Source organism: Pseudomonas gingeri, assembly GCF_013386115.1.
In the GTDB taxonomy this organism is placed as follows: Bacteria; Pseudomonadota; Gammaproteobacteria; order Pseudomonadales; family Pseudomonadaceae; genus Aquipseudomonas; species Aquipseudomonas gingeri.
This window is the reverse complement of record NZ_JACAOR010000013.1, coordinates 412,398-434,640: the sequence shown is the minus strand read 5'-3', so window position 1 is coordinate 434,640 and position 22,243 is coordinate 412,398. Positions and strand designations below refer to the sequence as shown.

Below are 22,243 nucleotides of genomic sequence, written 5' to 3'. Positions count from 1 at the left end.
GTGACAAGGTCACGAAGCCAGGAGTTGCAACGCCGCCTCGACGCCCATCGTCCCCAGGTCTTCGCCCTGCCGGCTGCGCACGCTGACCTGCTGCGCGGCCTTTTCCTTCTCACCCACCACCAGCAGGTACGGCACCTTCTGCAGGCTGTGCTCGCGGATCTTGTAGCCGACCTTCTCGTTGCGCAGGTCGGCGACGACGCGGACACCACGGCGCTTCAGCTCCTCGGCGACCTCCCGGGCATAGTCGGCCTGGCCCTCGCTGATATTCAGCACCACCGCCTGGCGGGGTGCCAGCCATAGCGGCAGGGCACCGCTGTAGTGCTCGATCAGGATCCCGATAAACCGTTCCAGCGAGCCGAACAGTGCCCGATGCAACATCACCGGTCGCTGGCGCTCGCCGTTTTCGCCGATGTAGCCGATGTCGAAACGCTCCGGCAGGTTGAGGTCCACCTGCAAGGTCCCGCACTGCCAGTCGCGGCCGATGGCATCGCGCAACACGAATTCCAGCTTCGGCCCATAGAAGGCGCCTTCGCCGGGATTGAGCCGGTACTCGATCCCCATCCGTCCCAGGGCGCCGATCAGCGCACCTTCCAGCTGGTCCCAGGTCTCGTCGCTGCCGATGCGATTGAGCGGGCGGGTCGACAGCTTCACCACGACATCCTCGAAGCCGAACTCGCGATAGATATCGAACACCAGGGCAATCGCCGTTTCGCATTCGGCCTGCATCTGCGCCGGGGTGCAGAAGATATGCGCGTCGTCCTGGGTGAAGTGGCGTACCCGCAGCAGCCCGTGCAAGGCCCCGGACGGTTCGTAGCGATGCACCTTGCCGAACTCGGCGATCCGCAACGGCAGGTCGCGGTAGCTCTTCAGGCCGTGGCCGAAGATCGACACCGCGCCGGGGCAGTTCATCGGCTTGAGGGCGAATACCCGCTCATCCTCGGTCGTGGTGGTGAACATGTGATCGCGGTAGTTCTGCCAGTGCCCGGAGGTTTCCCACAGGCCACGGTCCATGACATCCGGGGTATTCACTTCGACATAGCCGGCCTGTTCCTGGCGTTGGCGCATATAGCCGATCAGTTGCTGGAACAGGGTCCAGCCCTTGGCATGCCAGAACACCGAGCCCGGCGCGCAGTCGTCGAAGTGGAACAGGTCCAGTTGTGCGCCGAGCTTGCGGTGGTCGCGCTTGCCGGCCTCTTCCAGGCGGGTGAGGTAGGCCTTGAGGTCCGCAGGCCGGGCCCAGCAGGTGCCGTAGATCCGCTGCAGCGGTGCATTGTTCGCATCGCCGCGCCAGTAGGCGCCGGCCACCTTGGTCAGCTTGAACGCCTGGAGGATGCCGGTCGAAGGTACGTGGGGGCCACGGCACAGGTCCTCGAAATCGCCCTGGCGGTACAGCGACAGCGTTTCCCCTTCCGGTATCGCCCGGATCAGCTCGGCCTTGTAGTGCTCGCCCAGGGCTTCGAAGTACTCGATGGCTTCGGCGCGCGGCAAGGTGCGTCGGCGTATCGAATGATTGGTCGCGGCCAGGGCCTGCATCCGCGCTTCGATCAGTTCCAGGTCTTTGGGGGTGAAGGGCCGTTCGTAGGCGAAGTCATAGAAAAAGCCGTCTTCGATCACCGGGCCGATGGTCACCTGGGCCGAGGGATACAGTTGCTTGACCGCCATCGCCAGCAGGTGCGCGCAGGAGTGCCGGAGGATTTCCAGGCCTTCGTCGTCCCGTCCGGTGACGATACTCACGCGCGCATCCCGCTCGATCAGGGTGGCGCAATCCACCAGGTTGCCGTCGACCCGGCCGGCCACCGCCGCCTTGGCCAGGCCGAGGCCGATGCTGGCGGCCACTTCGAAGACCGAGAGCGGCTGGTCGTACTCGCGCTGCGAGCCGTCGGGGAGGGTGATGCGGATCATCGAGGGGTGTCCTTGGTCGATCAGGCGATAAAGGTGGATCAGCGAAGAAACTGCAGGGGCTGGCCCTGGCAGTTGTCATGGATCTGTCCGGCATGCCAGGCGATCTGCCCGGACACCACCGTGGTGCCGACGTGATGGCGAAAGCTGCGTTCGACAAACGGGGTCCAGCCGCACTGGTAGAGAATCGGTTCGTTACTGACCGCGCGGTTCACCGGCTGACGGTTCATCAGCACCAGGTCGGCCCAGTAGCCTTCGCGCAGGTAGCCGCGCTCGGGAATGGCGAACAGGTCGGCAACCCGGTGGCTGGTCTTTGCCACCAGGGTGGTCAGCGGCAGGACCTTGGCCGCCACCAGCTCCATCAGCGCCGGCAGCGCGTGCTGGACCAGCGGCAAGCCGGAAGGTGCTTCGCTGTAGGGCCGCTGTTTTTCTTCCCAGGTGTGCGGTGCGTGATCGCTGCCGATCACATCCAGGCGGTTGCTCAGCAGCGCTTCGCGCAAGGCGTCGCGATCCGACTGGTGCTTGATCGCCGGATTGCATTTGATCAGGTTGCCCAGGCGCGGGTAGTCGCGGTCATCGAACAGCAGGTGATGCAGGCAGACCTCGGCGGTGATGCGTTTTTCGCTCAGCGGCTTGTTTTCGAACAGTGCCAGTTCGCGCTCGCTGGTCAGGTGCAGGACATGCAGGCGGGTGCCATGTCGCCTGGCCAGCTCGACCGCCAGCGACGAGGAGCGATAACAGGCCTCGGCGTTGCGGATCAGCGGATGGGCGCCGGGCGGGATCATGTCGCCGAACAGTTCGCGCAGATTGTCCATGCGCTGGTCGATGGTCGGCGTGTGTTCGCAATGCGCCAGCAGGATGGTCGGGACCTCGGCGAACAGCCGTTCGAGCACCCGTGGGTCGTCCACCAGCATATTGCCCGTCGAGGCGCCCATGAACACCTTGACCCCGGCCACCTGCCGCGGATCGAGGGCCGCCACGGTGTCGAGGTTGTCGTTGCTGACACCGAAATGAAAACCGTAGTTGGCCACCGAGTTGATCGCCGCCCGCCGCTTCTTGTCGGCCAGGGCGTCGAGGGTCAGGGTCGCCGGCCGGGTGTTGGGCATGTCCATGTAGCTGGTGATGCCGCCGGCCACTGCCGCCCGGGACTCGGTATGGAGGCTGCCCTTGTGCGGCGCGCCGGGATCGCGGAAGTGCACCTGGTCGTCGATCATTCCCGGCAGCAGCCAGTCGCCGGCCGCGTCGATTTCCCGGTCGGCGCTGGCATTGCTGATCTGTGGGGCAATATGTTCGATGCGGCCGTTGAGCACCCGGACATCGGCGTCGAACTCACGGCCCTCGTTCACCACGCGGGCATTGCGGATCAGCAGGCTGCTCATGTTCAGAACTCGTTTTGCAGGGCCTTGTAGCCCCGGACCAGATCGACGTTGGTGCGCGCCACATCCTCGGAAAACTCCGAGGCACTGACACTCACCGGAGGGAACTGCGACAGGTCGGTGCTTGGCCCGATGCGGGTAGTGGAGGGCACATAGAAACCAGGGGGCAGGTCGCGACCGTCGACCACCGAGTTGTGCCGCACCACACTGCCGTCACCCACCGCGCAGTTGAACAGCACGCTGTTGAAACCGATGAAGACCCGGTTGCCGACCGTGCAGGGGCCGTGGACGATCGAACGGTGGGCGATGGAGGTGAACTCGCCGATGGTCACCGCCGCGCCGGACTTGGAGTGGATCACCACGCCGTCCTGGATATTCGAGTTGGCGCCGATGACGATGGGGTCCATCTCGCCGCGTTCATTCACTTCGTCGGCGCGGATCACCGCGTAGGGGCCGACAAAGACGTTCTCGCCGATCACCACCTTGCCGCAGATGATCGCGGTCTTGTCCACATAGGCGGACTCGGCGATGACCGGCAGGTCGCCGGAAGGGTTCTTGCGAATCATGCAGAGGTCTCCTCGGGGGCGCTGATGACTTCCACCGCGCCACCACGAATCGCGTTGTAGAAACAGTTGGGGCGCCCGGTATGGCAGGCCGGGCCCTGTTGCTCGACCAACAGCAGGATGGCGTCGCCGTCGCAATCGAGGCGGGCCTCCACCAGGCGCTGGCGATGTCCCGAGCTTTCGCCCTTGCGCCACAGCCGCTGGCGCGAGCGCGACCAGTAGCAGACCTGGCGTTGCTCGAGGGTTTCGGCCAGGGCCTGGCGATTCATCCAGGCGAGCATCAGCACTTCGCCGCTGTCGTGTTGCTGGGCGATGGCGGCGATCAGGCCGTCATCGTTCCACGGCAGTGCCTCGAGCACTGCCGCGAGGGGCCAGCGGCTGCCCGTCGCCGCGCTCTCCAGATCGAGCATCGACAGGGGCGGCCGCGCGGTCATTTGCTCAGCGCCGCGTGCAGGGTGTTCATGTTGTATTCGAACAATCCGGTAAAGGTGCTCGCCGGGCCTTCGGCCGCGAGGGCATCGGAGTACAGGGTGCCGCCGATCTGCGCGCCGCTCTCGTCAGCGATCTGCTTGAGCAGGCGGGCGTCCTTGATGTTCTCCATGAACACGGCCTTGACCTTGTCCTTGCGGATCTGCGTGATCAGCGTGGCGACTTCGGCGGCGGAGGGTTCACGCTCGGTGGACAGGCCCTGGGGAGCGAGGAACTGGATACCGTAGGCCTGGCCCAGGTAACCGAAGGCGTCATGGGAGGTGACGATGCGACGGTTGCCGGCAGGCAGGTTGCCGAGCTTGACCTTGGCTTCGGCCAGCAGACGATAGATCTGCTTCAGGTAGGCTTGGCTGTTGCGGGTGTAGTCGTCCTTGTTCGCCGGGTCGACCTGGATCAGCGCCTTGGTGATGTTGTTCACGTACAGCTCGGCGTTCGCCAGGTTGTGCCAGGCGTGCGGATCGGGAATGGTCTCGCCGTCCTCTTCCATGGTGTGGGAAATCACGCCCTTGCTGGCGGTGACCACGGTGGCCTTGGTTTCGGTGCTGGTCACCAGGCGGTCGAGCCAGGGTTCGAAGCCCAGGCCGTTCTTGACGATCAGCTTGGCCTTGAGCAGCGCCTTGGCGTCATCCGGGGTCGGCTCGTAGGTGTGGGCGTCCGCATCCGGGCCGACCATGCCGGTGACCTCGATATGATCGCCGCCGATCTGTTGGGTGATATCTCGCAGGATACTGAAGCTGGCGACCACGGGAAGCTTGTCCGCCGCCTGGGCGCTGGACAGGTTCAATGACAAGGCCAGCATGGAGCTGAACAACACGAGTAAAGCGCGCATCGGGTGACACCTCATTGGGATGTAGGCAAGGGCGGTCGGCGCAGCAGACCGTGCACCGGACCGAAAACCACGGACAGCAGGTAAAAGCCGCCTGCCACCAGCACGATGGCCGGGCCGCTGGGCAGCGAGTAGTAGAACGACAGCAATAATCCGAGGGTGACCGAGACACAGCCGATCAGCGCCGCGATCGCCATCAGCACCGGCAGGCGCCGACTCCAGAAACGCGAGGCGATGGCCGGCAGCATCATCAGGCCGACCACCATCAGCGCACCGATGGCCTGGAAGCCGATCACCAGGTTGAGTACCACCAGGGTCAGGAACACCCCGTGGGCCAACGGGCCGAGGCGGCTGACGGTCTGCAGGAACAGCGGGTCAAGGGTGTCCAGCAGCAGCGGTCGGTAGATCGCCGCCAGCAGCACCAGGCTGATGCTGCAGACCCAGAGCATGCCGGTCAGGGTCGGTCCATCCACCGCCAGCGCCGAGCCGAACAGCAGGTGCAGCAGGTCCAGGCGCTTGCCGGCGATGCCGAGGATCAGCACGCCGCTGGCCAGGGAGATCGGATAGATCGCCGCGAGGCTGGCGTCTTCGCGCAGGCCGGTGCGGCGGGTGATCCAGGCCGACAGGCCGGCCATGCCCATGCCCGCGCCGAGGCCGCCGAGGGTCAGGGCCGGCAGGCTCAGCCCGGCGATCCAGAAACCCAGGGCGGCACCCGGCAGGATGCCGTGGGCCACCGCGTCGCCGATCAGGCTCATGCGCCGCAGGATCAGGAACACCCCCAGCGGCGCGGTACTGCAGGCCAGCACCAGGCCACCGAGCAACGCCCGGCGCATGAAGACGAAATCCTGGAACGGCTGCCAGAGATGGTGGGCAAACATCAGCATCAGGCCACCCGCGTGATCGGCTGTTGCACGATCAGTTCGGTGCTCGGGGCCAGCACGCAGCCGCTGCTCTTGATTCGCAAGGCGTCGGGGATGTGGTGACGCACGGAGGCCAGGTCATGGCAGACCACCACCAGGGTGCGACCCGCCGCGTGCCAGGCATGGATATGTTTCCACAGCAGGGCATTGCCATCCTCGTCGAGCGCGGCATGGGGTTCGTCGAGCAGCAGGATCGGCGCTTCGGCCAGGCTCAGGCGGGCGAGCAGGGCGCGTTGCAATTCGCCACCGGACAAGGCCATCAACGGACGGTGCTCCAGGCCGCTCAGGCACCAGTCTTCCAGCACCGCCTCCAGGCGTTCGCTACGTTGCTGCGGCGTCAGCTTGATGCCCCAGAAGCCGGCCGCTACCAGCTCTTGCAGGCTGATGGGAAATTGCCGGTCGAGGTGCTGTTGCTGCGGCAGGAAAGACAGGTTGCCACGCCGTGGAACATCGAGGATGACCTTGCCCGCCAAGGGTTTTTGCAGCCCGGCGATCACCTTCAGCAGGCTGCTTTTGCCGGTGCCGTTGGCGCCGATCACGCCCGTCAGGCTACCGGCGGCCAGTTCGAAATCCACCGCGGGCGTGAGGGGTTGGCCCGGTGCGCCCCAGCGCAGGCCTTGGCAGCGGATCATGACTGCCTCCAGTTCCAGCGGCTTTCGGCCACCGCGTCATGGGCGTGCAGGCTTTCGGCATGCACCACCCGCAATTGGAAACCCTGTACCGCTTCCGAGCGCTTGAGCGCCAGGTTGAGACGGCGTGCGGCGTCTTCGCAGAACATCAGGTTCTGGCCGTTGGCGAGGGCAAAGGCCTGCTCGTCCGCGCGTTTCACGGCGGTCTGCACGGCGGTGCCGAGGGCGGCCTCGACGTCGTCGATCAGGTCCTCGAAGGGAAACCGATACGTTTTTTCATCAAGATGAATTTGCAGGTGTGCAATGCTGCGCTGGCTATGCGGTGTAGCGACGATGCCCTGGGTACCGCCGAGCCAGCTGAGGATATCGCTGTGCTCCAGAGGCTTGTTGGCGAAGTCGTTGGCGAATTGTTGCTGGATCAGTTGTCGGGCGAGGGCTGCCGAGCAGGGGCAGGTCGAGGAATAAGCCACGTCAATTTTTAGTTCCACGTGGAACATTCCGTTTTTCAGTTCGGCTAACACACTGACTGGATAGGTTTTCCAGCCGGCCAGCGGACTGACCAACGCTGGGCGCTTGAGCAACAGGTCGGTATGAATGCGCAGGTAGGCGTTGTGGGACAAGCCGTCGTGGCTGTCGAGGAACTGCTGCAGCACCTCACGGATCAGCGCGGGCGTCAGCTCTTGCTGTTCCAGGCGCTCCAGGGCCAGGTACAGGCGCGACATGTGGATGCCACGCGCTTCGCCGTCGTCGAGACTGACGCCGGCGTCGGCTTTCGCATTGAGACGGTGGCCGCCAATTGCGACCGGTAGAGCAATGCCGCACATGCCCACCCACTCAAGGGGCAAGGCTTGCCGGGATGACTGCGCGGCGATATCCGGCAGCGTCAACGCATTCATGAGCAGGTCCATCGTCGGAAATAAAATGACATGTTATATTATAACTATTCGGTCGACGATGCCTTTTTTGCTGGGGCTTTCACACAGCGATATCGAGTACGGACGCTCCCTTAATTTTTGGTTATCGGTTCATGCATAGACGTCAGCTGCTCAATTTCCTGTTGGCCGGTGCGGCCTTCATACCCCTGGGCCTGTCCGCGGCACAGATCCAGAATGCGCGCCTGTGGCGTACCGGCGACAAGCTGCGCCTGGTGCTCGATCTCAGCGGCCCGGTGCAATACAAGACGTTTTCCCTGACCTCGCCCGAGCGGCTGATCATCGACCTGAGCGGGGCGAAGCTGACCGGCGATTTCAGCCAGCTGGCCTTGAAGAACACGGTGATCCGTTCGATCCGCTCCGGGCATTTCGGCCAGGGGGACACCCGGATCGTCCTCGACCTGGCGACGCCGATCCAGCTCAACAGCTTCCTGCTGCCGCCCCAGGACGGCCAGGGCCATCGGCTGGTGCTCGACCTGACCAGCAATGGCACCGCCGGCGTGGCGCCGCAGACCCTGGCGGCGGCCGCGGCTCCCCAGGTACGGCAGGAAACCGCGCCCGGCAAGCCGCATCCCAAGCGCGCCATCATGGTGGTGGTCGATCCGGGACATGGCGGCAAGGACCCGGGGGCCCTGGGTTCGAAGGGCCAGCGCGAGAAAGATGTGGTGCTGTCCATCGCCCAACTGCTGGCCAAGCGCCTGAAGCGCGAGAAGGGCTTCGATGTGCGCCTGGTGCGCAACGACGACTTCTTCGTGCCGCTGCGCAAGCGCGTGGAGTTTTCCCGCAAGAACAACGCCGACATGTTTATCTCGGTGCATGCCGACGCCGCGCCACGCATCACCGCATCGGGTGCCTCGGTGTATTGCCTGTCCGAAGGCGGCGCGACCTCGACCACCGCGCGGTTCATGGCCCAGCGCGAAAACGGCGCCGACCTGATCGGGGCCCAGAGTCTGCTCAACCTCAAGGACAAGGACCCGATGCTGGCCGGGGTGATCCTCGACATGTCGATGAACGCCACCATTGCCGCCAGCCTGCAACTGGGTCACACCGTTCTCGGCAGCCTGGAAGGCATCACCACCCTGCACCAGAAACGCGTGGAGCAGGCCGGCTTCGCGGTGCTGAAGTCGCCGGACGTGCCGTCGATCCTGGTGGAGACCGGCTTCATTTCCAACGTCCGCGACAGCGAACGCCTGGTCACCGCCCGGCACCAGCAGGCGATTGCCGATGGCCTGTTCCAGGGCTTGAAGACCTACTTCGAGAAGAACCCGCCACAGGACAGCTATATCGCCTGGCGGCAACAGCAGGTGCAGGAAGGGTTGGTATAGATCCGTCGCTGCGGGGTGTCTGGATAACCGCTACCCCTGTAGGAGCCGGCTTGCTGGCGATGAGGCCGGCAAGTCTTGCATCGACTGTTCGGCCGCCATCGCCGGCAAGCCGGCTCCTGCACGGGAGGGCGTCATTTCTCGAGGGCGCTAGCAGCCCACCATCCGATCGCAGACAAATTTCCTGCTCAAGCCGCCTGAGCTGGAAAACCGGTTCTGGGTGGTCCAGCCGACGCGCCGGCTGTAGCCCACCCAGGCTTCGCCATCCGAGGCGATGCCGGTGAAGAAGGTCAGTTGCCCGTAGCGGCTGCTGGTCTGCGCCCAGTAGCGCTTGCCGATCACTTCGAAACCTTGCAGGTAAATCGTCTTGCCCACTGTGGCGACGCCATAGGCGTTGCCGGCGGCGTCCTTGCACGCCAGCAGCGTGGCGCTGCGGGTGCAGTTGGTCAGCGGGCCGGGGATCTGCGCCGAGGCGCTGGCGGCAACCAGCAGCAGGCTCAGCAGCGAGCGTTTCAGGACAGGGCGCATCGGCGTTCTCGTGGAAGGTATCGGCTCCAGCATTGCGCCCTTCGTCGCGGCGAGCAAGCGGGGATTGGCTAAATTGCATTGTTATAATATAACATTAAATAAATCCCCGACGCCTGACCTCCCATGACTGAACAAGAACTGCTCGCCCAGCCCGAGGCGGATTACATGAACGATGCGCAGCAAGGGTTCTTCCGCGAGCTGTTGCTGAGCCAGCGCCGTGAGCTGCAGGAGCGTATCAGCGGCGAGTTCGACGTCCTGCGCGAACACGAACCGAGCAGCGATCCGGCGGATATCGGCAGCGCCGAAGAGCAGCGGCAATGGCAACTGCGCCTGCTGGAGCGGGAGAAGAAGCTGCTGGACAAGATCGACCAGACCCTCGACAGCCTGGCCCGTGGCGAATACGGCTGGTGCCGCGAGACCGGCGAACCGATCGGTCTCAAGCGCCTGCTGCTGCGGCCCACCGCGAGCCTGTGCATCGAAGCCAAAGAACGTGAAGAGCTGCGCGAACGCCATAAACGGGCGCTTTGACCCGGCCGACCTGATGAGGAATCAACCATGACCCAACGTCTTCCCGTTACCGTGCTGTCCGGTTTTCTTGGCGCCGGTAAAAGTACCCTGCTCAACTATGTCCTGCGCAACCGCGAGAACCTGCGGGTGGCGGTGATCGTCAACGACATGAGCGAGATCAATATCGATGGCAGCGAGGTCCAGCGCGACGTCAGCCTCAACCGCGCCGAGGAAAAACTCGTCGAGATGAGCAACGGCTGCATCTGCTGCACCTTGCGCGAGGACCTGCTGGAAGAGGTCGGCAAGCTCGCCCGCGACGGCCGCTTCGATTACCTGCTGATCGAATCCACCGGTATCTCCGAGCCGCTGCCGGTGGCCGAGACCTTTACCTTTCGCGACGAAGAGGGCCAGAGCCTGGCCGATATCGCCCGGCTCGACACCATGGTCACGGTGGTCGACGGGATGAACTTCCTGCTCGACTACCAGGCCGCGGAAAGCCTGGCTTCCCGTGGCGAGACCCTCGGCGAGGAAGACGAGCGTTCGATCACCGACCTGCTGATCGAGCAGGTCGAGTTTGCCGATGTGATCCTGGTCAGCAAGATCGACCTGATCAGCAGCCAGGAGCGCGAAGAGCTGATCGCGATCCTCGAACGCCTGAACTCCCAGGCCGAAATCATCCCGATGGTGATGGGCGAAGTGCCGTTGGCGAAGATCCTCGACACCGGTCGTTTCGACTTCGAGCGCGCGGCCCAGGCCCCCGGCTGGTTGCAGGAGCTGCGCGGCGAACACGTGCCGGAAACCGAGGAATACGGCATCGCCTCCACCGCCTACCGCGCGCGGCGGCCGTTCCATCCCGAGCGTTTCTTCGACTTTATCAACCGGCCCTGGGTGAACGGCAAGCTGCTGCGCTCCAAGGGTTTCTTCTGGCTGGCGAGCAAATACCAGGAGGCGGGCAGCTGGTCCCAGGCCGGCGGGCTGATGCGGCATGGTTTCGCCGGGCGCTGGTGGCGTTTCGTGCCGAAGCAGCACTGGCCGCAGGACGCCGAAAGCACGGCGGCGATCATGCAGAACTGGACCGCCGACACCGGCGATTGCCGTCAGGAGCTGGTGTTTATCGGGCAGAACATCGATTTCGCGCAGATGACCGCGCGCCTCGACACCTGCCTGCTGACCGATGACGAGATGGCCCTGGGGGTCGAAGGCTGGCAACGGTTGCGCGATCCGTTCGGGCCGTGGCACGACGAAGAGGCGGCCGCCTGATGCTGGCGCCGCGCTTGCAGGCGCAGACATCGGTTCGCCAGGTCCGGGGCGAGACCCCCACCGTACTCGGCGAGATCTTTGAAGATGGCGTCAACCTGGCAGTCTGGCAGCGCCAGTTGCCCAGCCATATCGCCGATTTCGCCCACCTGCTGCTGTCCCTGGGCGAGCCGCTGGCGGAGTCCCTGATCCTGGAGATGGCCGATGACGACGCCATGCCGAATCTGCAGGGGCTGGCGTCGGGCTTCAATGACCTGGAAGGCTACGAAGGTTTTCTGACCGACGTGTCCTGGCTGGTCAGTGCCTACGCCTGCCTGCTGGGGGCGCGGCGGATCGGCTTGCGCCTGCGGGTGCTGGACAAGGCCATGTGCCCGCGCTTTCACGTCGACCATGTGCCGGTCAGGTTGATCACCACCTACGCCGGGGTGGGCAGCGAATGGTTGGAGGAGGGCGCGATCGATCGCCGGCAGCTGGGCAATCCGGCGGCAGAGCCCACGGCGGCGGCGCTGATCCGCCAGGTGGACAGCGGTGCGGTGGCGTTGCTCAAGGGGGAACGCTGGCATGGCAACGAAGGCTTTGGCCTGGTGCACCGCTCGCCGCAGGTGGCCGAAGGCGGGCGCCGTCTGATCCTGACCCTGGATTGGCTGGCCTGAGCCGCGGTCGCTATGGCGTTTGCCACTGTCCGCCGCTCTGGCCTTCACAGAACGGCCTGAGGTACGCCGCGTCCGTCGCCACGCCGTAATAGTGAATATTCTGGCGGTAAGGCATATTGGCTACCTGGGCGTTGCGGCAGACGCCAAACGAGCCGCCCGGACACTGTTCGACGTATTCGACCTCGACCTTCTGTCCCGGCAGGTTCGGCTGGCAGAAGCCATCGCTGAACAGCTTGGCCGGGATATTGAGGTTTTCCTGGCAGACTTTGACGTCGAGCCGTTCGCCATGGCTGCGGACTACGCAGGCTTGCGCCAGGACCTGGCTCGAACCCAGCGCCAGCAGCAGCCCCAGGCCAATCGACCGCATCATTCATTCACCCCTTCAAGCCTATCGGTCCACTTATGTTGCAGAACATTCCCACGCATGTCATCGCCGGTCCCCTCGGTGCCGGCAAGACCAGCCTGATTCGCCACCTGCTGGCGCAGAAACCCCAGGGCGAGCGGTGGGCGGTGCTGATCAACGAGTTCGGCCAGATCGGCCTCGATGCCGCGCTGCTGACCCGGGCCGACGATGGTATCGCACTGGGCGAGGTGGCTGGCGGTTGCGTGTGTTGCGTCAATGGCGCGCCCTTCCAGGTCGGACTCGGCCGGCTGTTGCGCAAGGCCAGGCCGGACCGACTGTTCATCGAACCCTCCGGCCTCGGTCATCCGGCACAGATTCTCCGGCAGCTGGGGGCGGCGCCCTGGCTCGGGGTCCTGAGCTTGCAGCCCTGTGTACTGGTGCTCGATGCGCGGGCGCTGGCGGCGGGCAAACCCTTGCCCGACTCGCAGCAGGAGGCCCTGGCGCTCGCCGGCCTGCTGCTGTTGAACAAGTCGCAGGGGCTGGACGAGGTTGAACGCGGGCGGGCCCTGGCACGCTTGCCGGAATGTCCGGTGCGCTGGACCGAGCAAGGGGCGTTGGATCTGGGCGAGTTGTTGGCGCTGGCCGCGCCGCCAGCGGGCGAGGCGCATGAGCCGGAGACATTGCCGGCGGCCCCGGCGAACGTGGTGCTGTCGGCGATCTGGACCGATCCGACCCAGCCGATCTGCCTGGAGCATGTCCAGGAAGGCAACTGGAGCATCGGCTGGCGCTGGCATCCGAGCCAGCAACTGGACCCCGAGCGTATCCGCCAGTGGTTGTCAGGCCTGGACTGGCTCAGGGCCAAGTTGGTTATCCACAGCCCCGCCGGGTGGGTTTCCAGCAACGCTGTGGATAACTCGTCGTGGCACTGGCAACCCAGTGAATGGCGGCGGGATTCGCGACTTGAGCTGATTTTCGCTGAAAAGCAGGAGATCGAACGGCTTAAGGCGGGAATGGCGGGTTGTCGTTTGCAGGGTTGATCAGGGTGAGCGGGATATCGCTATCGCCAGCAAGCCGGCTCCCACAGGTCGGTGTTTCACCGCAGAGATATTGCCTTGACCGGCCCTGGTGGGAGCCGGCTTGCTGGCGATGATGGCAATAAGACCGGCAGCGCGATCGCTGGCAAACCAGCGCTAACCCCGACGGTTCAGTGGTGCGACCGGCTGTGGTCCTTGGGATGATCCTGGCGCCACTGGCTCAGCTCGATCACCTCGGCGCTGGGCAGGTCGGGCTTGGCGTCGAACGGGTAGGGCGGTAGCTCGATCTGCGCACTGTGGGCGCCGAACTGGGTAATGGTGCCCACATGGCGCTGGTCGCCGGTGACGGTGAATTCGAAGTTGTAGATCCTGGCCAGGCGCCGCCGGCCATTGGCGTCGCGGACGAAGCCGATACGCTTGAGGGCTACCGCGCCGTCGAGCAATTCCAGATCCAGTCGGGCGCAGTGCTGCTTGACCCGCTCCAGGGCCCGTTCGCGCAGGCCGTGGTTGTGCCAGAGCCAGGCTGCGCCGGTCGCCAGCAACATCAGCACGAACATATTTCCCAGGGTCAGCATGAACGCCACTCCAACAAGTTGAGAGCAGCTTAACTGGCTCGCCGGCCTGTCGTACAGGCTCTGTTTCGTCGCATACTGCGCGGCTTGAATCCATCTGCCTTTCGGGAATCCGGAATGAAACGCACTCCTCATCTGCTCGCCATTCAATCCCATGTGGTTTTCGGCCATGCCGGCAACAGTGCGGCGGTTTTTCCCATGCAGCGAGTCGGGGTGAATGTCTGGCCATTGAACACCGTGCAGTTCTCCAACCACACCCAGTACGGGCAGTGGGCCGGGGAGGTGCTGGCGCCCCATCAGATTCCCGAACTGGTGGAGGGCATTGCCGCCATCGGCGAGCTGGGCAACTGCGATGCGGTGCTGTCGGGTTACCTGGGCAGTGCCGCCCAGGGCCGCTCGATTCTCAGCGGTGTGGCGCGGATCAAGGCGGCCAACCCGAAGGCCCTGTACCTGTGCGATCCGGTGATGGGCCATCCGGAGAAGGGTTGCAGCGTGCCGACGGAAGTCAGCGATTTCCTGCTGCAGGAAGCGGCGGCGATGGCCGATATCCTCTGCCCCAACCAGCTGGAGCTGGACAGTTTCTGCGGGCGTTCGCCACAGTCGTTGTTCGATTGCCTGGCAATGGCGCGCAGCCTGCTGGCTCGCGGGCCGAAGGTGGTGCTGGTGAAGCACCTGGCCTACCCGGGCAAACCCGAGGACAGCTTCGAAATGCTCCTGGTGACCGCCGAAGGCAACTGGCACCTGCGCCGTCCGTTGCTGGCGTTTCCACGCCAGCCGGTGGGTGTCGGCGACCTGACCTCGGGCCTGTTCCTGGCGCGCGTGCTGCTGGGCGACAGCCTGGTGGCGGCATTCGAGTTCACGGCCGCCGCGGTGCATGAGGTCCTGCTGGAAACCCAGGCCTGCGCCAGTTACGAACTGGAACTGGTGCGCGCCCAGGATCGCATTGCCCATCCACGGGTGCGCTTCGAGGCGTTGCCGATCAGCGTGTAGGGCGTTGTCTGGATCCTGTGGGAGCGGGCTTGCCCGCGAAGCTTGTTGCGCCCTTCAGGGCCCTTTCGCGGGCAAGCCCGCTCCCACATAAGCCCGCTCTCAGACAAGCCTGCTCCCACATAAGCCCGCTCTCACACAGGCCTGCTCCCACAACAAGCCTGTTCCTGCGCAAGACTGCGCCCAGAAAGCACAGCTCCCAGGCCCTTACCGCTAGGGTGCGTCGGCCTTGATTTCCTGGTAGCGCTTTTCCAGTTCCTGGCGAATCTGCCGGCGCTGCTGCGCCTGGATGAAGCGCCGCTTGTCCTCGCTGGTCTGCGGCTGCAACGGCGGGACCGGCGCCGGCTTGCGCTGGTCATCCACCGCGACCATGGTGAAGAAGCAGCTGTTGGTATGGCGCACCGAACGCTCGCGGATGTTCTCCGTCACCACCTTGATGCCCACCTCCATCGAGGTGTTGCCGGTGTAGTTGACCGAGGCGAGAAAGGTCACCAGCTCGCCGACATGGATCGGCTCGCGGAAAATCACCTGGTCCACCGACAGGGTCACCACGTAGCGGCCGGCATAACGGCTGGCGCAGGCGTAAGCCACTTCATCGAGGTACTTGAGCAGGGTGCCACCGTGGACATTGCCGGAGAAGTTGGCCATATCCGGGGTCATCAAAACGGTCATCGACAGCTGGGCATTTCCGGGTTCCATAGCACGCTCACGGTAGGGTAGGCAGGGACGGGTTCAGGCACCTCTGCGGGCGCTTGCTTCATTTTCTCAGACGCTCGATAACGGGACGCCGCCGATCGGGCCATCGTCACGCACCCGGGGATCTGTTTCTACATATTGCACCGGCTTTTTGTCGGAAGTCCCGGTGTTAACCTTCAAAAAGCCATGCCATAGAAAATTCTTACACCTGGAACGGTGATCGCTCACAACTGATGGAGTTGTGAGCGGTTGTCCGGTTGTTCGCGAAAACACAAGGAGCGTCACGCCATGCATGCCATCAGTTTTATTCAGGACCTGGCCGTGATCATGCTGGTGGCGGGTGTAGTCACCATTCTGTTCCACCGCTTCAAGCAGCCGGTGGTCCTCGGCTATATCGTCGCCGGTTTCATCATCGGCCCGCACACGCCGCCTTTCGGCCTGATCCATGACGAAGAGACCATCAAGACCCTGGCCGAACTCGGGGTGATCTTCCTGATGTTCTGCCTGGGGCTGGAGTTCAGCCTGGGCAAGTTGTTCAAGGTCGGGGCGACGGCGTTTATCGCGGCGTTCCTGGAAATCGTCCTGATGATCTGGATCGGCTACGAGATCGGCCGCTGGTTCGACTGGAACACCATGGATTCGCTGTTCCTCGGGGCGATCCTGGCGATTTCCTCGACCACCATCATCGTCAAGGCGCTCAATGACCTGAAGATGAAGAACCAGCGCTTCGCGCAGCTGATCTTCGGCGTGCTGATCGTCGAGGATATCCTCGGCATCGGCATCATCGCCCTGCTGTCGAGCATCGCCGTCAGCGGCACGGTGAGTTCCGGCGAAGTCTTCTCCACCGTCGGCAAGCTGTCGTTGTTCATGATTGTCGCCCTGGTGATCGGGATCCTGCTGGTGCCGCGGCTGCTGGCTTATGTGGCCCGCTTCGAAAGCAACGAGATGCTGCTGATCACCGTGCTGGGGCTGTGTTTCGGTTTCTGCCTGCTGGTGGTGAGGCTCGAATACAGCATGGTGCTGGGGGCGTTCCTGATCGGCGCGATCATGGCCGAATCGCGCCAGTTGCTGAAGATCGAACGCCTGATCGAGCCGGTTCGCGACCTGTTCAGCGCCATCTTTTTCGTCGCCATCGGCCTGATGCTCGATCCGGCGGTGCTGCTCGACTACGCCTGGCCGATTGCCGTGATCACCGTGGCGGTGGTGCTGGGCAAGATGCTCTCCTGCGGCCTGGGGGCCTTTATCGCCGGCAATGACGGCCGTACTTCGCTACGGGTCGGCATGGGGCTTTCGCAGATCGGCGAGTTTTCTTTCATCATTGCCGCGCTGGGCATGACCCTGCAGGTGACCAGCCACTTCCTCTATCCGGTGGCCGTGGCGGTATCGGTGATCACCACCTTGCTCACGCCCTACCTGATCCGGGCGGCGGACCCGCTGTCGCTGAAGCTGGCCGCGGTGGTGCCGCGTCGTATCGGGCGGGTGTTCAGCCTCTACGGCGAGTGGTTGCGCAGCATTCAGCCCCAGGGCGAAGGCGCGTTGCTGGCTTCGATGATCCGGCGAATCCTCCTGCAGGTCGGGGTCAACCTGGCGCTGGTGGTGGCGATCTTCTTTGCCGGCGGCTTTTTTGCGCTGCCGATCGCCGCTTACCTGGAAGGCTGGGTCAGCGAGCCGAGCTGGCACAAGGCATTGATCTGGGGCGGAGCGCTGCTGCTGTCGCTGCCGTTCCTGATCGCCGCCTATCGCAAGCTCAAGGCGCTGTCGATGTTGCTGGCGGAGATGGGGGTGAAGCCGGAGATGGCCGGGCGGCATACCCAGCGCGTACGCCGGGTGATCGCCGAAGTGATCCCGATCCTTTCGCTGCTGGTGATTTTCCTGCTGCTGTCGGCACTGTCGGCGAGCATCCTGCCGACCAACGAATTGCTCATGCTGATCGCCGTGGTCGCGGCGGCTGTGGCGGCGGTGCTGTGGCGCTGGTTCATCCGCGTGCATACGCGGATGCAGGTCGCCCTGCTGGAGACCCTGGAGAACAACAAGGATGCGGCAGGGCACTGAGGTCCAGGCACCGATTTCCACCTGTGGGAGCAAGCTTGCTCGCGATCCGCCACAGGCGGCCATGCGGCGATGGATCTCTGGCACCCGCAAGATTGCGATCGCCGGCAAGCCGGCTCCCACGGGTCAGCGATGTCGCGTTGATCAGCTTTCCAGCCAGACGTCCCGCGCCCAGTGCCAGACCGATTCCCAGGACTCCTCGGTGATCAGCTCTTCTTCGCCGGACCACAGCACCACGGTGCCGTCTTCCTCGACGCAGTAGTAGTTGTCGCCGTCCTGGCAGATCGGGATCAGGTCCCGCGGTACACCGCTGTCCCAGGCGTTCGCGGCCACGTCGGGCAGGTAGGTATGGGACTGCGGGTCGGTGACGGTCACCGGCTCCAGGCTGCCATAGACCACGTCGCTGACGGTCAGGAGGAATTCCTTGAAGACGAAGGGAATGTTGATGAACAACTCCTCTTCCACTTCGACCAACTGGTCCTCGTCGGGCAACTCCAGGGGCACCGGTACCGGTTCGTTGGCTTCACGCAATTGTTCGATGACTTCTTCCACGGCCTCAATCCTCTTGCTTCATGGCGCGGTGTGTATGACGCGTTTTATACAGTAGCTTGCTACAAGTGCAATCGTGAAATGCAAAACCCCGGACAAGTCCGGGGTTTTTTATTGCTGTAGGCAAAGCGCCTGGATCAGCCGTTCTGGCGGATACCTGCGACCAGCCAAGGCTGGTTGTCGCCTTGCGGGCGTTCCATGTTCCAGCTTTCGCTGAAGGCCTCGCCCTGGTCGAAGCGCGAGGTTTTCGACACGCCGCTGAAGGTCAGGGTGGCGATGGTCTTGTCGGCGCGATCGTCCAGGCCGTCCAGTTGCACGTGGAGGTTGTCGATGTAGGTGGACTGGAAGCCGTCGCCCAGGTCTGCGCGTTCCTGCTTGAGGAATTGCAGCATCTGCGGGGTCACGAACTCGGCGATCTTGTCCATTTCATTGGCGTCCCAGTGCTGCTGCAGCGACTGGAAGTGGCTGCGGGCGGCTTCCAGGAAGCGCTCCTCGTTGAACCAGGCCGGGGCGTTGATCACGCGACGAGGCGCTGCCGGGGCAGCCGAACCGCCGAAGATCGAGTTCTGTGCCGGGGCCGGTTGTTCGAACACTTCACGCTGGTACGGCGCGCCGGCCGGAGCCAGGTGCTCCTGCTGCTTGCGGCGACGGGCGGCGATAAAGCGGAAGATCACGAAAGCGATGACCGCCATGATCAGGATGTCGAAGAACTGCATGCCCTGGAAGCCGCCGCCCATGAACATGGAGGCGAGCAGGCCACCGGCGGCGATGCCGGCCAATGGGCCCAGCCAGCGCGAGGCGCCGCCGGCCTTGGCCGCCGCGCCCGCGGCACCGGCCGCACCTACAGCCGCCGCACCGCCGGCTGCGCCAGCGGCAGGAGCCATCTGGCTGGTCTGGTGGCTCGGAGCCGAGCCCATGCTTTTGCCGCCGCCAAAGCGCTTGGCGTTGGCGTCGAGGCTCATCGTCAGGCCGATGCAGAGCGCCAGGGCGATGCTAAGAAAACGTTGCATAAGGGAATTCCCGTTTGTGGAGTGCACGCGCGCCATACTGCACAGGTGAAATGTTACTGGCTAGCGAGAGAGTGTTTCCGGCTTTTGCCTGATCCTCTCATTCCAAAGCTGAACATTTCATGAAAGGCAACAGGACCAATACTCATCGGTCTGTCATGCATGTCATCAAGCTTTGTATGAAAGCTTCTGGATTAGCGTCGGAAAGCTAGCAATACCACGCCGGCCGTAATCATCCCGATGCCGCCCCACTGCCGCAGGTCGAGCTTCTCTCCCAGCAGCAGGACACCGATGATCGCCACCAGCACCACGCTGAGCTTGTCCACCGGTGCCACCAGCGAAGCCGGGCCGACTTTCAAGGCGCGAAAGTAGCAGAGCCAGGAGGCACCGGTAGCCAGGCCCGACAGCAGCAGGAACAGATAGCTCCTGGCGGATATCGAGCTCAATGACTGATATTGGCCCGTTGCGTACAAAATCAAGGCCAGGCTGATCAGGACCACCACGGTGCGCAGCAGGGTGGCGAAGTCCGAGTTGACGTTATCGATGCCGATCTTCGCGAAAATCGCGGTCAGGGCGGCGAAAGTCGCCGACAGCAGGGCCCAGAATGTCCATGAGGAAAAAAAGCCCGAACCCATGATATTGCGCTCTCCGTCGACGGATCGTTCCACCGGCCTCAGATGGCTTCCAGCTTGGCGTAGCCGAGCATCAGCCACTTGCTGCCTTCACTGAAGTTGACTTGCACCCGGGCCTGGGCGCCGGCGCCCTCGAAGTTGAGGATCACCCCGTCGCCGAACACGCTGTGACGCACCGCCTGGCCCAGGCTGAAACCGGTATCGGGGATATCGCTGCCGCCAAACAGGCTGCTGCTCTGCTGCTGGCCGCCGCCGAACGGGCGGCTGACACTGTTGGACAGCCGCACTTCCTGGATCAGTCCCTTCGGCACTTCGCGGACGAAGCGCGACACCTTGTTATAGGTCTCGCTGCCATACAGGCGCCGGGTTTCCGCGTAGGTCATGACCAGGTTCTGCATGGCCCGGGTAATCCCGACATAGGCCAGGCGCCGTTCTTCCTCCAGACGGCCCGGCTCTTCCAGGCTCATCTTGTGGGGGAACAGGCCTTCTTCCATGCCCACCAGGAACACGTAGGGGAATTCCAGGCCCTTGGCGCTGTGCAGCGTCATCAGCTGGATGCTGTCTTCGTGCTCGTCGGCCTGGGTATCGCCGGCTTCCAGCGAAGCGTGGCCGAGGAAGGCGGCCAGCGGCGACAGGTCTTCCTCTTCTTCGGAGGCCTCGAAGTTGCGCGCGGCGCTGACCAGTTCCTCGAGGTTTTCCACCCGGGCCTGGCCTTTCTCGCCTTTTTCCGCTTCGTGATAGGCGATCAGTCCGGATTGCTCGATGACGATCTGGGTCATCAGGTGCAGCGGCGTGTCCCTGGTTTTCGCGGCCAGGTTCTCGATCAGCTCGATAAAGGCAGCCAGCGCGCTGGCGGCGCGACCGGTCAGGCCTTTATTGGCGATCAGCTGGCCCATGGCTTCCCACATCGACACATCGCTGTGGCGGGCGTGCTCGCGGATGGACTCGACGGTCTTTTCGCCGATGCCGCGGGCCGGGACGTTGATCACCCGTTCCAGCGCCGCATCGTTGCCCCGGCCTTCCAGCAGGCGCAGGTAGGCCATGGCGTTCTTGATCTCGGCGCGTTCGAAGAAGCGCTGGCCGCCGTAGATCCGGTAAGGGATGCGCTCGCGCAGCAAGGCTTCTTCCAGCACCCGCGACTGGGCGTTGGAACGGTACAGAATGGCGATGTCGCTACGGGCCAGGCCGGTCTTCAGCGCGCTTTCGATGGTTTCCACCACATAGCGCGCTTCGTCGTGCTCGTTGAAGGCGGCGTAGAGGTTGATCGCCTCGCCTTCGCCGCCGTCGGTCCACAGCTCCTTGCCCAGGCGCCCGGTGTTGTTGGCGATCAGGGCGTTGGCCGCCTTGAGGATACCGGCGGTGGAGCGGTAGTTCTGCTCCAGGCGGATGGTCTCGGCGTCCGGGAAGTCTTCGGAATACTGGTAGATGTTCTCGATTTTCGCCCCGCGCCAGCCATAGATCGACTGGTCGTCGTCGCCGACCACCATCAGGCTGTCGCCGCCCTTGGCCAGCAGGCGCAACCAGGCGTACTGCACGGCGTTGGTGTCCTGGAACTCGTCGACCAGGATGTGCCGGAAGCGCTTCTGGTAGTGCTTGAGCAGACCTTCGTTGTTGCGCCACAGATCGAGGGCGCGCAGCAGCAGTTCGGAGAAGTCGATCACGTTGGCGCGGGCGCAGGCGGCCTCGTAGGCCTCATAGATGCCGCGCATGGTCGCCAGGAACAGGTCGCCGCTGGCCTGGATATTCTGCGGGCGCAGGCCTTCGTCTTTCTGGCCGTTGATGAACCATTGCGCCTGGCGCGCCGGCCAGCGCTGTTCGTCCAGGCCCAGTTCGCGGATCACCCGCTTGACCAGCCGCTGCTGATCGTCGCTGTCGAGGATCTGGAAGGTCTGGCTCAAGCCGGCCTCCTGCCAGTGCGCCCGCAGCAGGCGGTGTGCCAGGCCGTGGAAGGTGCCGACCCACATGCCGCCGGGGCTGATGCCCATCAACTGCTCGATACGATGACGCATCTCGGCAGCGGCCTTGTTGGTGAAGGTCACCGACAGGATCGAGTAGGGCGAGGCGTTTTCGACCTGGATCAACCAGGCGATACGGTGCACCAGCACCCGGGTTTTACCGGAGCCGGCACCGGCCAGGACCAACTGACGGCCAACGGGGGCTGCTACGGCCTGGCGTTGGGCATCGTTGAGGGAGTTCAGCAGAAGGGAGAGATCATCGCGCATCGGCGCATTCTAGGGTGCTGGCTGCGGGCGGGCAAACCCTAATGCCGGGTGGTCGATATCGGACAGTCGCAGGGGGGCAATCGGGTCCAGAGGCCCGGCCGGAGAAAAAACAGCGCCGATGACGACCGGTCGGTCACTGCCCGCAGGCGGCGCCGGCTCTGACTTCGCCCTGTATCGAAGGGTTTTGCCGTGGGTAAATCCGTTGCATTTTATGACCTGGAGCAGTTTGGTCCGACCGGATGCTTGTGTAT

General features: G+C 64.0%; 23 protein-coding genes. 7 read left to right on the top strand and 16 right to left on the bottom strand.

Annotated elements, in window-relative coordinates:
• Nucleotides 1-9 precede the first annotated feature (9 nt).
• The 8 genes from thrS to folE2 are packed head-to-tail and all read right to left on the bottom strand — an operon-like array spanning nt 10 to nt 7,598.
• Nucleotides 10-1,902 carry a threonine--tRNA ligase gene (gene thrS, locus HX881_RS26080; RefSeq protein WP_017129352.1) on the bottom strand — a complete coding sequence of 631 codons (1,893 nt, stop codon included), beginning with the start codon at nt 1,900-1,902 and terminating at the stop codon, nt 10-12.
• Between the two features lie 38 nt (nt 1,903-1,940).
• Entirely contained in the window at nt 1,941-3,278 is a 1,338-nt protein-coding gene (locus HX881_RS26075) for a dihydroorotase (protein ID WP_177087313.1), read from the bottom strand.
• Nucleotides 3,279-3,280: 2 nt separating this feature from the next.
• The gene (locus HX881_RS26070; protein ID WP_017129354.1) at nt 3,281-3,841 is read right to left on the bottom strand and encodes a gamma carbonic anhydrase family protein; all 561 of its coding nucleotides are present in this window, start codon (nt 3,839-3,841) and stop codon (nt 3,281-3,283) included.
• Entirely contained in the window at nt 3,838-4,272 is a 435-nt protein-coding gene (gene hisI, locus HX881_RS26065) for a phosphoribosyl-AMP cyclohydrolase (protein ID WP_103032611.1), read from the bottom strand. Before hisI ends, HX881_RS26070 begins: the two co-directional genes overlap by 4 nt.
• The gene (locus HX881_RS26060; RefSeq protein WP_017129356.1) at nt 4,269-5,156 is read right to left on the bottom strand and encodes a metal ABC transporter substrate-binding protein; all 888 of its coding nucleotides are present in this window, start codon (nt 5,154-5,156) and stop codon (nt 4,269-4,271) included. Before HX881_RS26060 ends, hisI begins: the two co-directional genes overlap by 4 nt.
• 11 nt (nt 5,157-5,167) lie before the next feature.
• Entirely contained in the window at nt 5,168-6,034 is an 867-nt protein-coding gene (locus tag HX881_RS26055) for a metal ABC transporter permease (RefSeq protein WP_042937065.1), read from the bottom strand.
• A gap of 2 nt (nt 6,035-6,036) precedes the next feature.
• The gene (locus HX881_RS26050; protein WP_017129358.1) at nt 6,037-6,705 is read right to left on the bottom strand and encodes a metal ABC transporter ATP-binding protein; all 669 of its coding nucleotides are present in this window, start codon (nt 6,703-6,705) and stop codon (nt 6,037-6,039) included.
• Entirely contained in the window at nt 6,702-7,598 is an 897-nt protein-coding gene (gene folE2, locus HX881_RS26045) for a GTP cyclohydrolase FolE2 (protein WP_177087311.1), read from the bottom strand. Before folE2 ends, HX881_RS26050 begins: the two co-directional genes overlap by 4 nt.
• 131 nt (nt 7,599-7,729) lie before the next feature.
• Between folE2 and HX881_RS26040 the strand changes: the two genes are divergently transcribed.
• Nucleotides 7,730-8,959, top strand: coding sequence for an N-acetylmuramoyl-L-alanine amidase (locus HX881_RS26040; RefSeq protein ID WP_103032610.1), 1,230 nt, complete (start codon nt 7,730-7,732; stop codon nt 8,957-8,959).
• A 147-nt stretch (nt 8,960-9,106) separates the two neighbouring features.
• Here HX881_RS26040 and HX881_RS26035 read toward each other — a convergent pair whose 3' ends face one another.
• The gene (locus tag HX881_RS26035) at nt 9,107-9,484 is read right to left on the bottom strand and encodes a glutamine synthetase (protein ID WP_177087309.1); all 378 of its coding nucleotides are present in this window, start codon (nt 9,482-9,484) and stop codon (nt 9,107-9,109) included.
• Nucleotides 9,485-9,607: 123 nt separating this feature from the next.
• Between HX881_RS26035 and dksA the strand changes: the two genes are divergently transcribed.
• From dksA to HX881_RS26020, 3 genes are read left to right on the top strand one after another with little or no spacing between them, the layout of a single operon-like run.
• Entirely contained in the window at nt 9,608-10,012 is a 405-nt protein-coding gene (gene dksA / locus HX881_RS26030) for an RNA polymerase-binding protein DksA (protein WP_017129362.1), read from the top strand.
• A 27-nt stretch (nt 10,013-10,039) separates the two neighbouring features.
• The gene (gene zigA, locus HX881_RS26025; RefSeq protein ID WP_177087307.1) at nt 10,040-11,251 is read left to right on the top strand and encodes a zinc metallochaperone GTPase ZigA; all 1,212 of its coding nucleotides are present in this window, start codon (nt 10,040-10,042) and stop codon (nt 11,249-11,251) included.
• The gene (locus HX881_RS26020) at nt 11,251-11,901 is read left to right on the top strand and encodes a DUF1826 domain-containing protein (RefSeq protein WP_177087305.1); all 651 of its coding nucleotides are present in this window, start codon (nt 11,251-11,253) and stop codon (nt 11,899-11,901) included. The genes zigA and HX881_RS26020 overlap by 1 nt, the downstream gene beginning before the upstream one ends.
• A gap of 10 nt (nt 11,902-11,911) precedes the next feature.
• Here HX881_RS26020 and HX881_RS26015 read toward each other — a convergent pair whose 3' ends face one another.
• Nucleotides 11,912-12,268 (bottom strand): hypothetical protein, encoded by a 357-nt coding sequence (locus HX881_RS26015; RefSeq protein ID WP_042937067.1) that lies wholly within the window; start codon nt 12,266-12,268, stop codon nt 11,912-11,914.
• A gap of 35 nt (nt 12,269-12,303) precedes the next feature.
• Between HX881_RS26015 and HX881_RS26010 the strand changes: the two genes are divergently transcribed.
• Complete coding sequence (locus HX881_RS26010) at nt 12,304-13,281, top strand: CobW family GTP-binding protein (protein WP_177087303.1); 978 nt, start codon at nt 12,304-12,306, stop codon at nt 13,279-13,281.
• 167 nt (nt 13,282-13,448) lie between these two features.
• Here the strand turns inward: HX881_RS26010 and HX881_RS26005 are convergent, their stop codons facing one another.
• Nucleotides 13,449-13,853 (bottom strand): DUF3301 domain-containing protein, encoded by a 405-nt coding sequence (locus tag HX881_RS26005; protein WP_017129367.1) that lies wholly within the window; start codon nt 13,851-13,853, stop codon nt 13,449-13,451.
• A 114-nt stretch (nt 13,854-13,967) separates the two neighbouring features.
• Here HX881_RS26005 and pdxY point away from each other — a divergent pair, with 114 nt between their 5' ends.
• Nucleotides 13,968-14,840 carry a pyridoxal kinase PdxY gene (gene pdxY / locus HX881_RS26000; RefSeq protein ID WP_017129368.1) on the top strand — a complete coding sequence of 291 codons (873 nt, stop codon included), beginning with the start codon at nt 13,968-13,970 and terminating at the stop codon, nt 14,838-14,840.
• Nucleotides 14,841-15,050: 210 nt separating this feature from the next.
• Here pdxY and HX881_RS25995 read toward each other — a convergent pair whose 3' ends face one another.
• On the bottom strand, nt 15,051-15,536 hold the full coding sequence (locus tag HX881_RS25995) for an acyl-CoA thioesterase (protein WP_017129369.1): 486 nt from the start codon (nt 15,534-15,536) through the stop codon (nt 15,051-15,053).
• Nucleotides 15,537-15,821: 285 nt separating this feature from the next.
• Here HX881_RS25995 and HX881_RS25990 point away from each other — a divergent pair, with 285 nt between their 5' ends.
• Nucleotides 15,822-17,585 carry a cation:proton antiporter gene (locus HX881_RS25990; RefSeq protein ID WP_017129370.1) on the top strand — a complete coding sequence of 588 codons (1,764 nt, stop codon included), beginning with the start codon at nt 15,822-15,824 and terminating at the stop codon, nt 17,583-17,585.
• Between the two features lie 141 nt (nt 17,586-17,726).
• Here the strand turns inward: HX881_RS25990 and HX881_RS25985 are convergent, their stop codons facing one another.
• The 4 genes from HX881_RS25985 to uvrD form a co-directional block, all read right to left on the bottom strand.
• The gene (locus HX881_RS25985) at nt 17,727-18,134 is read right to left on the bottom strand and encodes an SMI1/KNR4 family protein (protein WP_017129371.1); all 408 of its coding nucleotides are present in this window, start codon (nt 18,132-18,134) and stop codon (nt 17,727-17,729) included.
• A gap of 134 nt (nt 18,135-18,268) precedes the next feature.
• The gene (locus HX881_RS25980; protein WP_103032609.1) at nt 18,269-19,141 is read right to left on the bottom strand and encodes a Tim44 domain-containing protein; all 873 of its coding nucleotides are present in this window, start codon (nt 19,139-19,141) and stop codon (nt 18,269-18,271) included.
• 191 nt (nt 19,142-19,332) lie between these two features.
• Complete coding sequence (locus HX881_RS25975; RefSeq protein WP_017129373.1) at nt 19,333-19,773, bottom strand: EamA family transporter; 441 nt, start codon at nt 19,771-19,773, stop codon at nt 19,333-19,335.
• Nucleotides 19,774-19,811: 38 nt separating this feature from the next.
• Complete coding sequence (gene uvrD, locus HX881_RS25970; RefSeq protein ID WP_017129374.1) at nt 19,812-21,992, bottom strand: DNA helicase II; 2,181 nt, start codon at nt 21,990-21,992, stop codon at nt 19,812-19,814.
• Nucleotides 21,993-22,243: the final 251 nt, after the last annotated feature.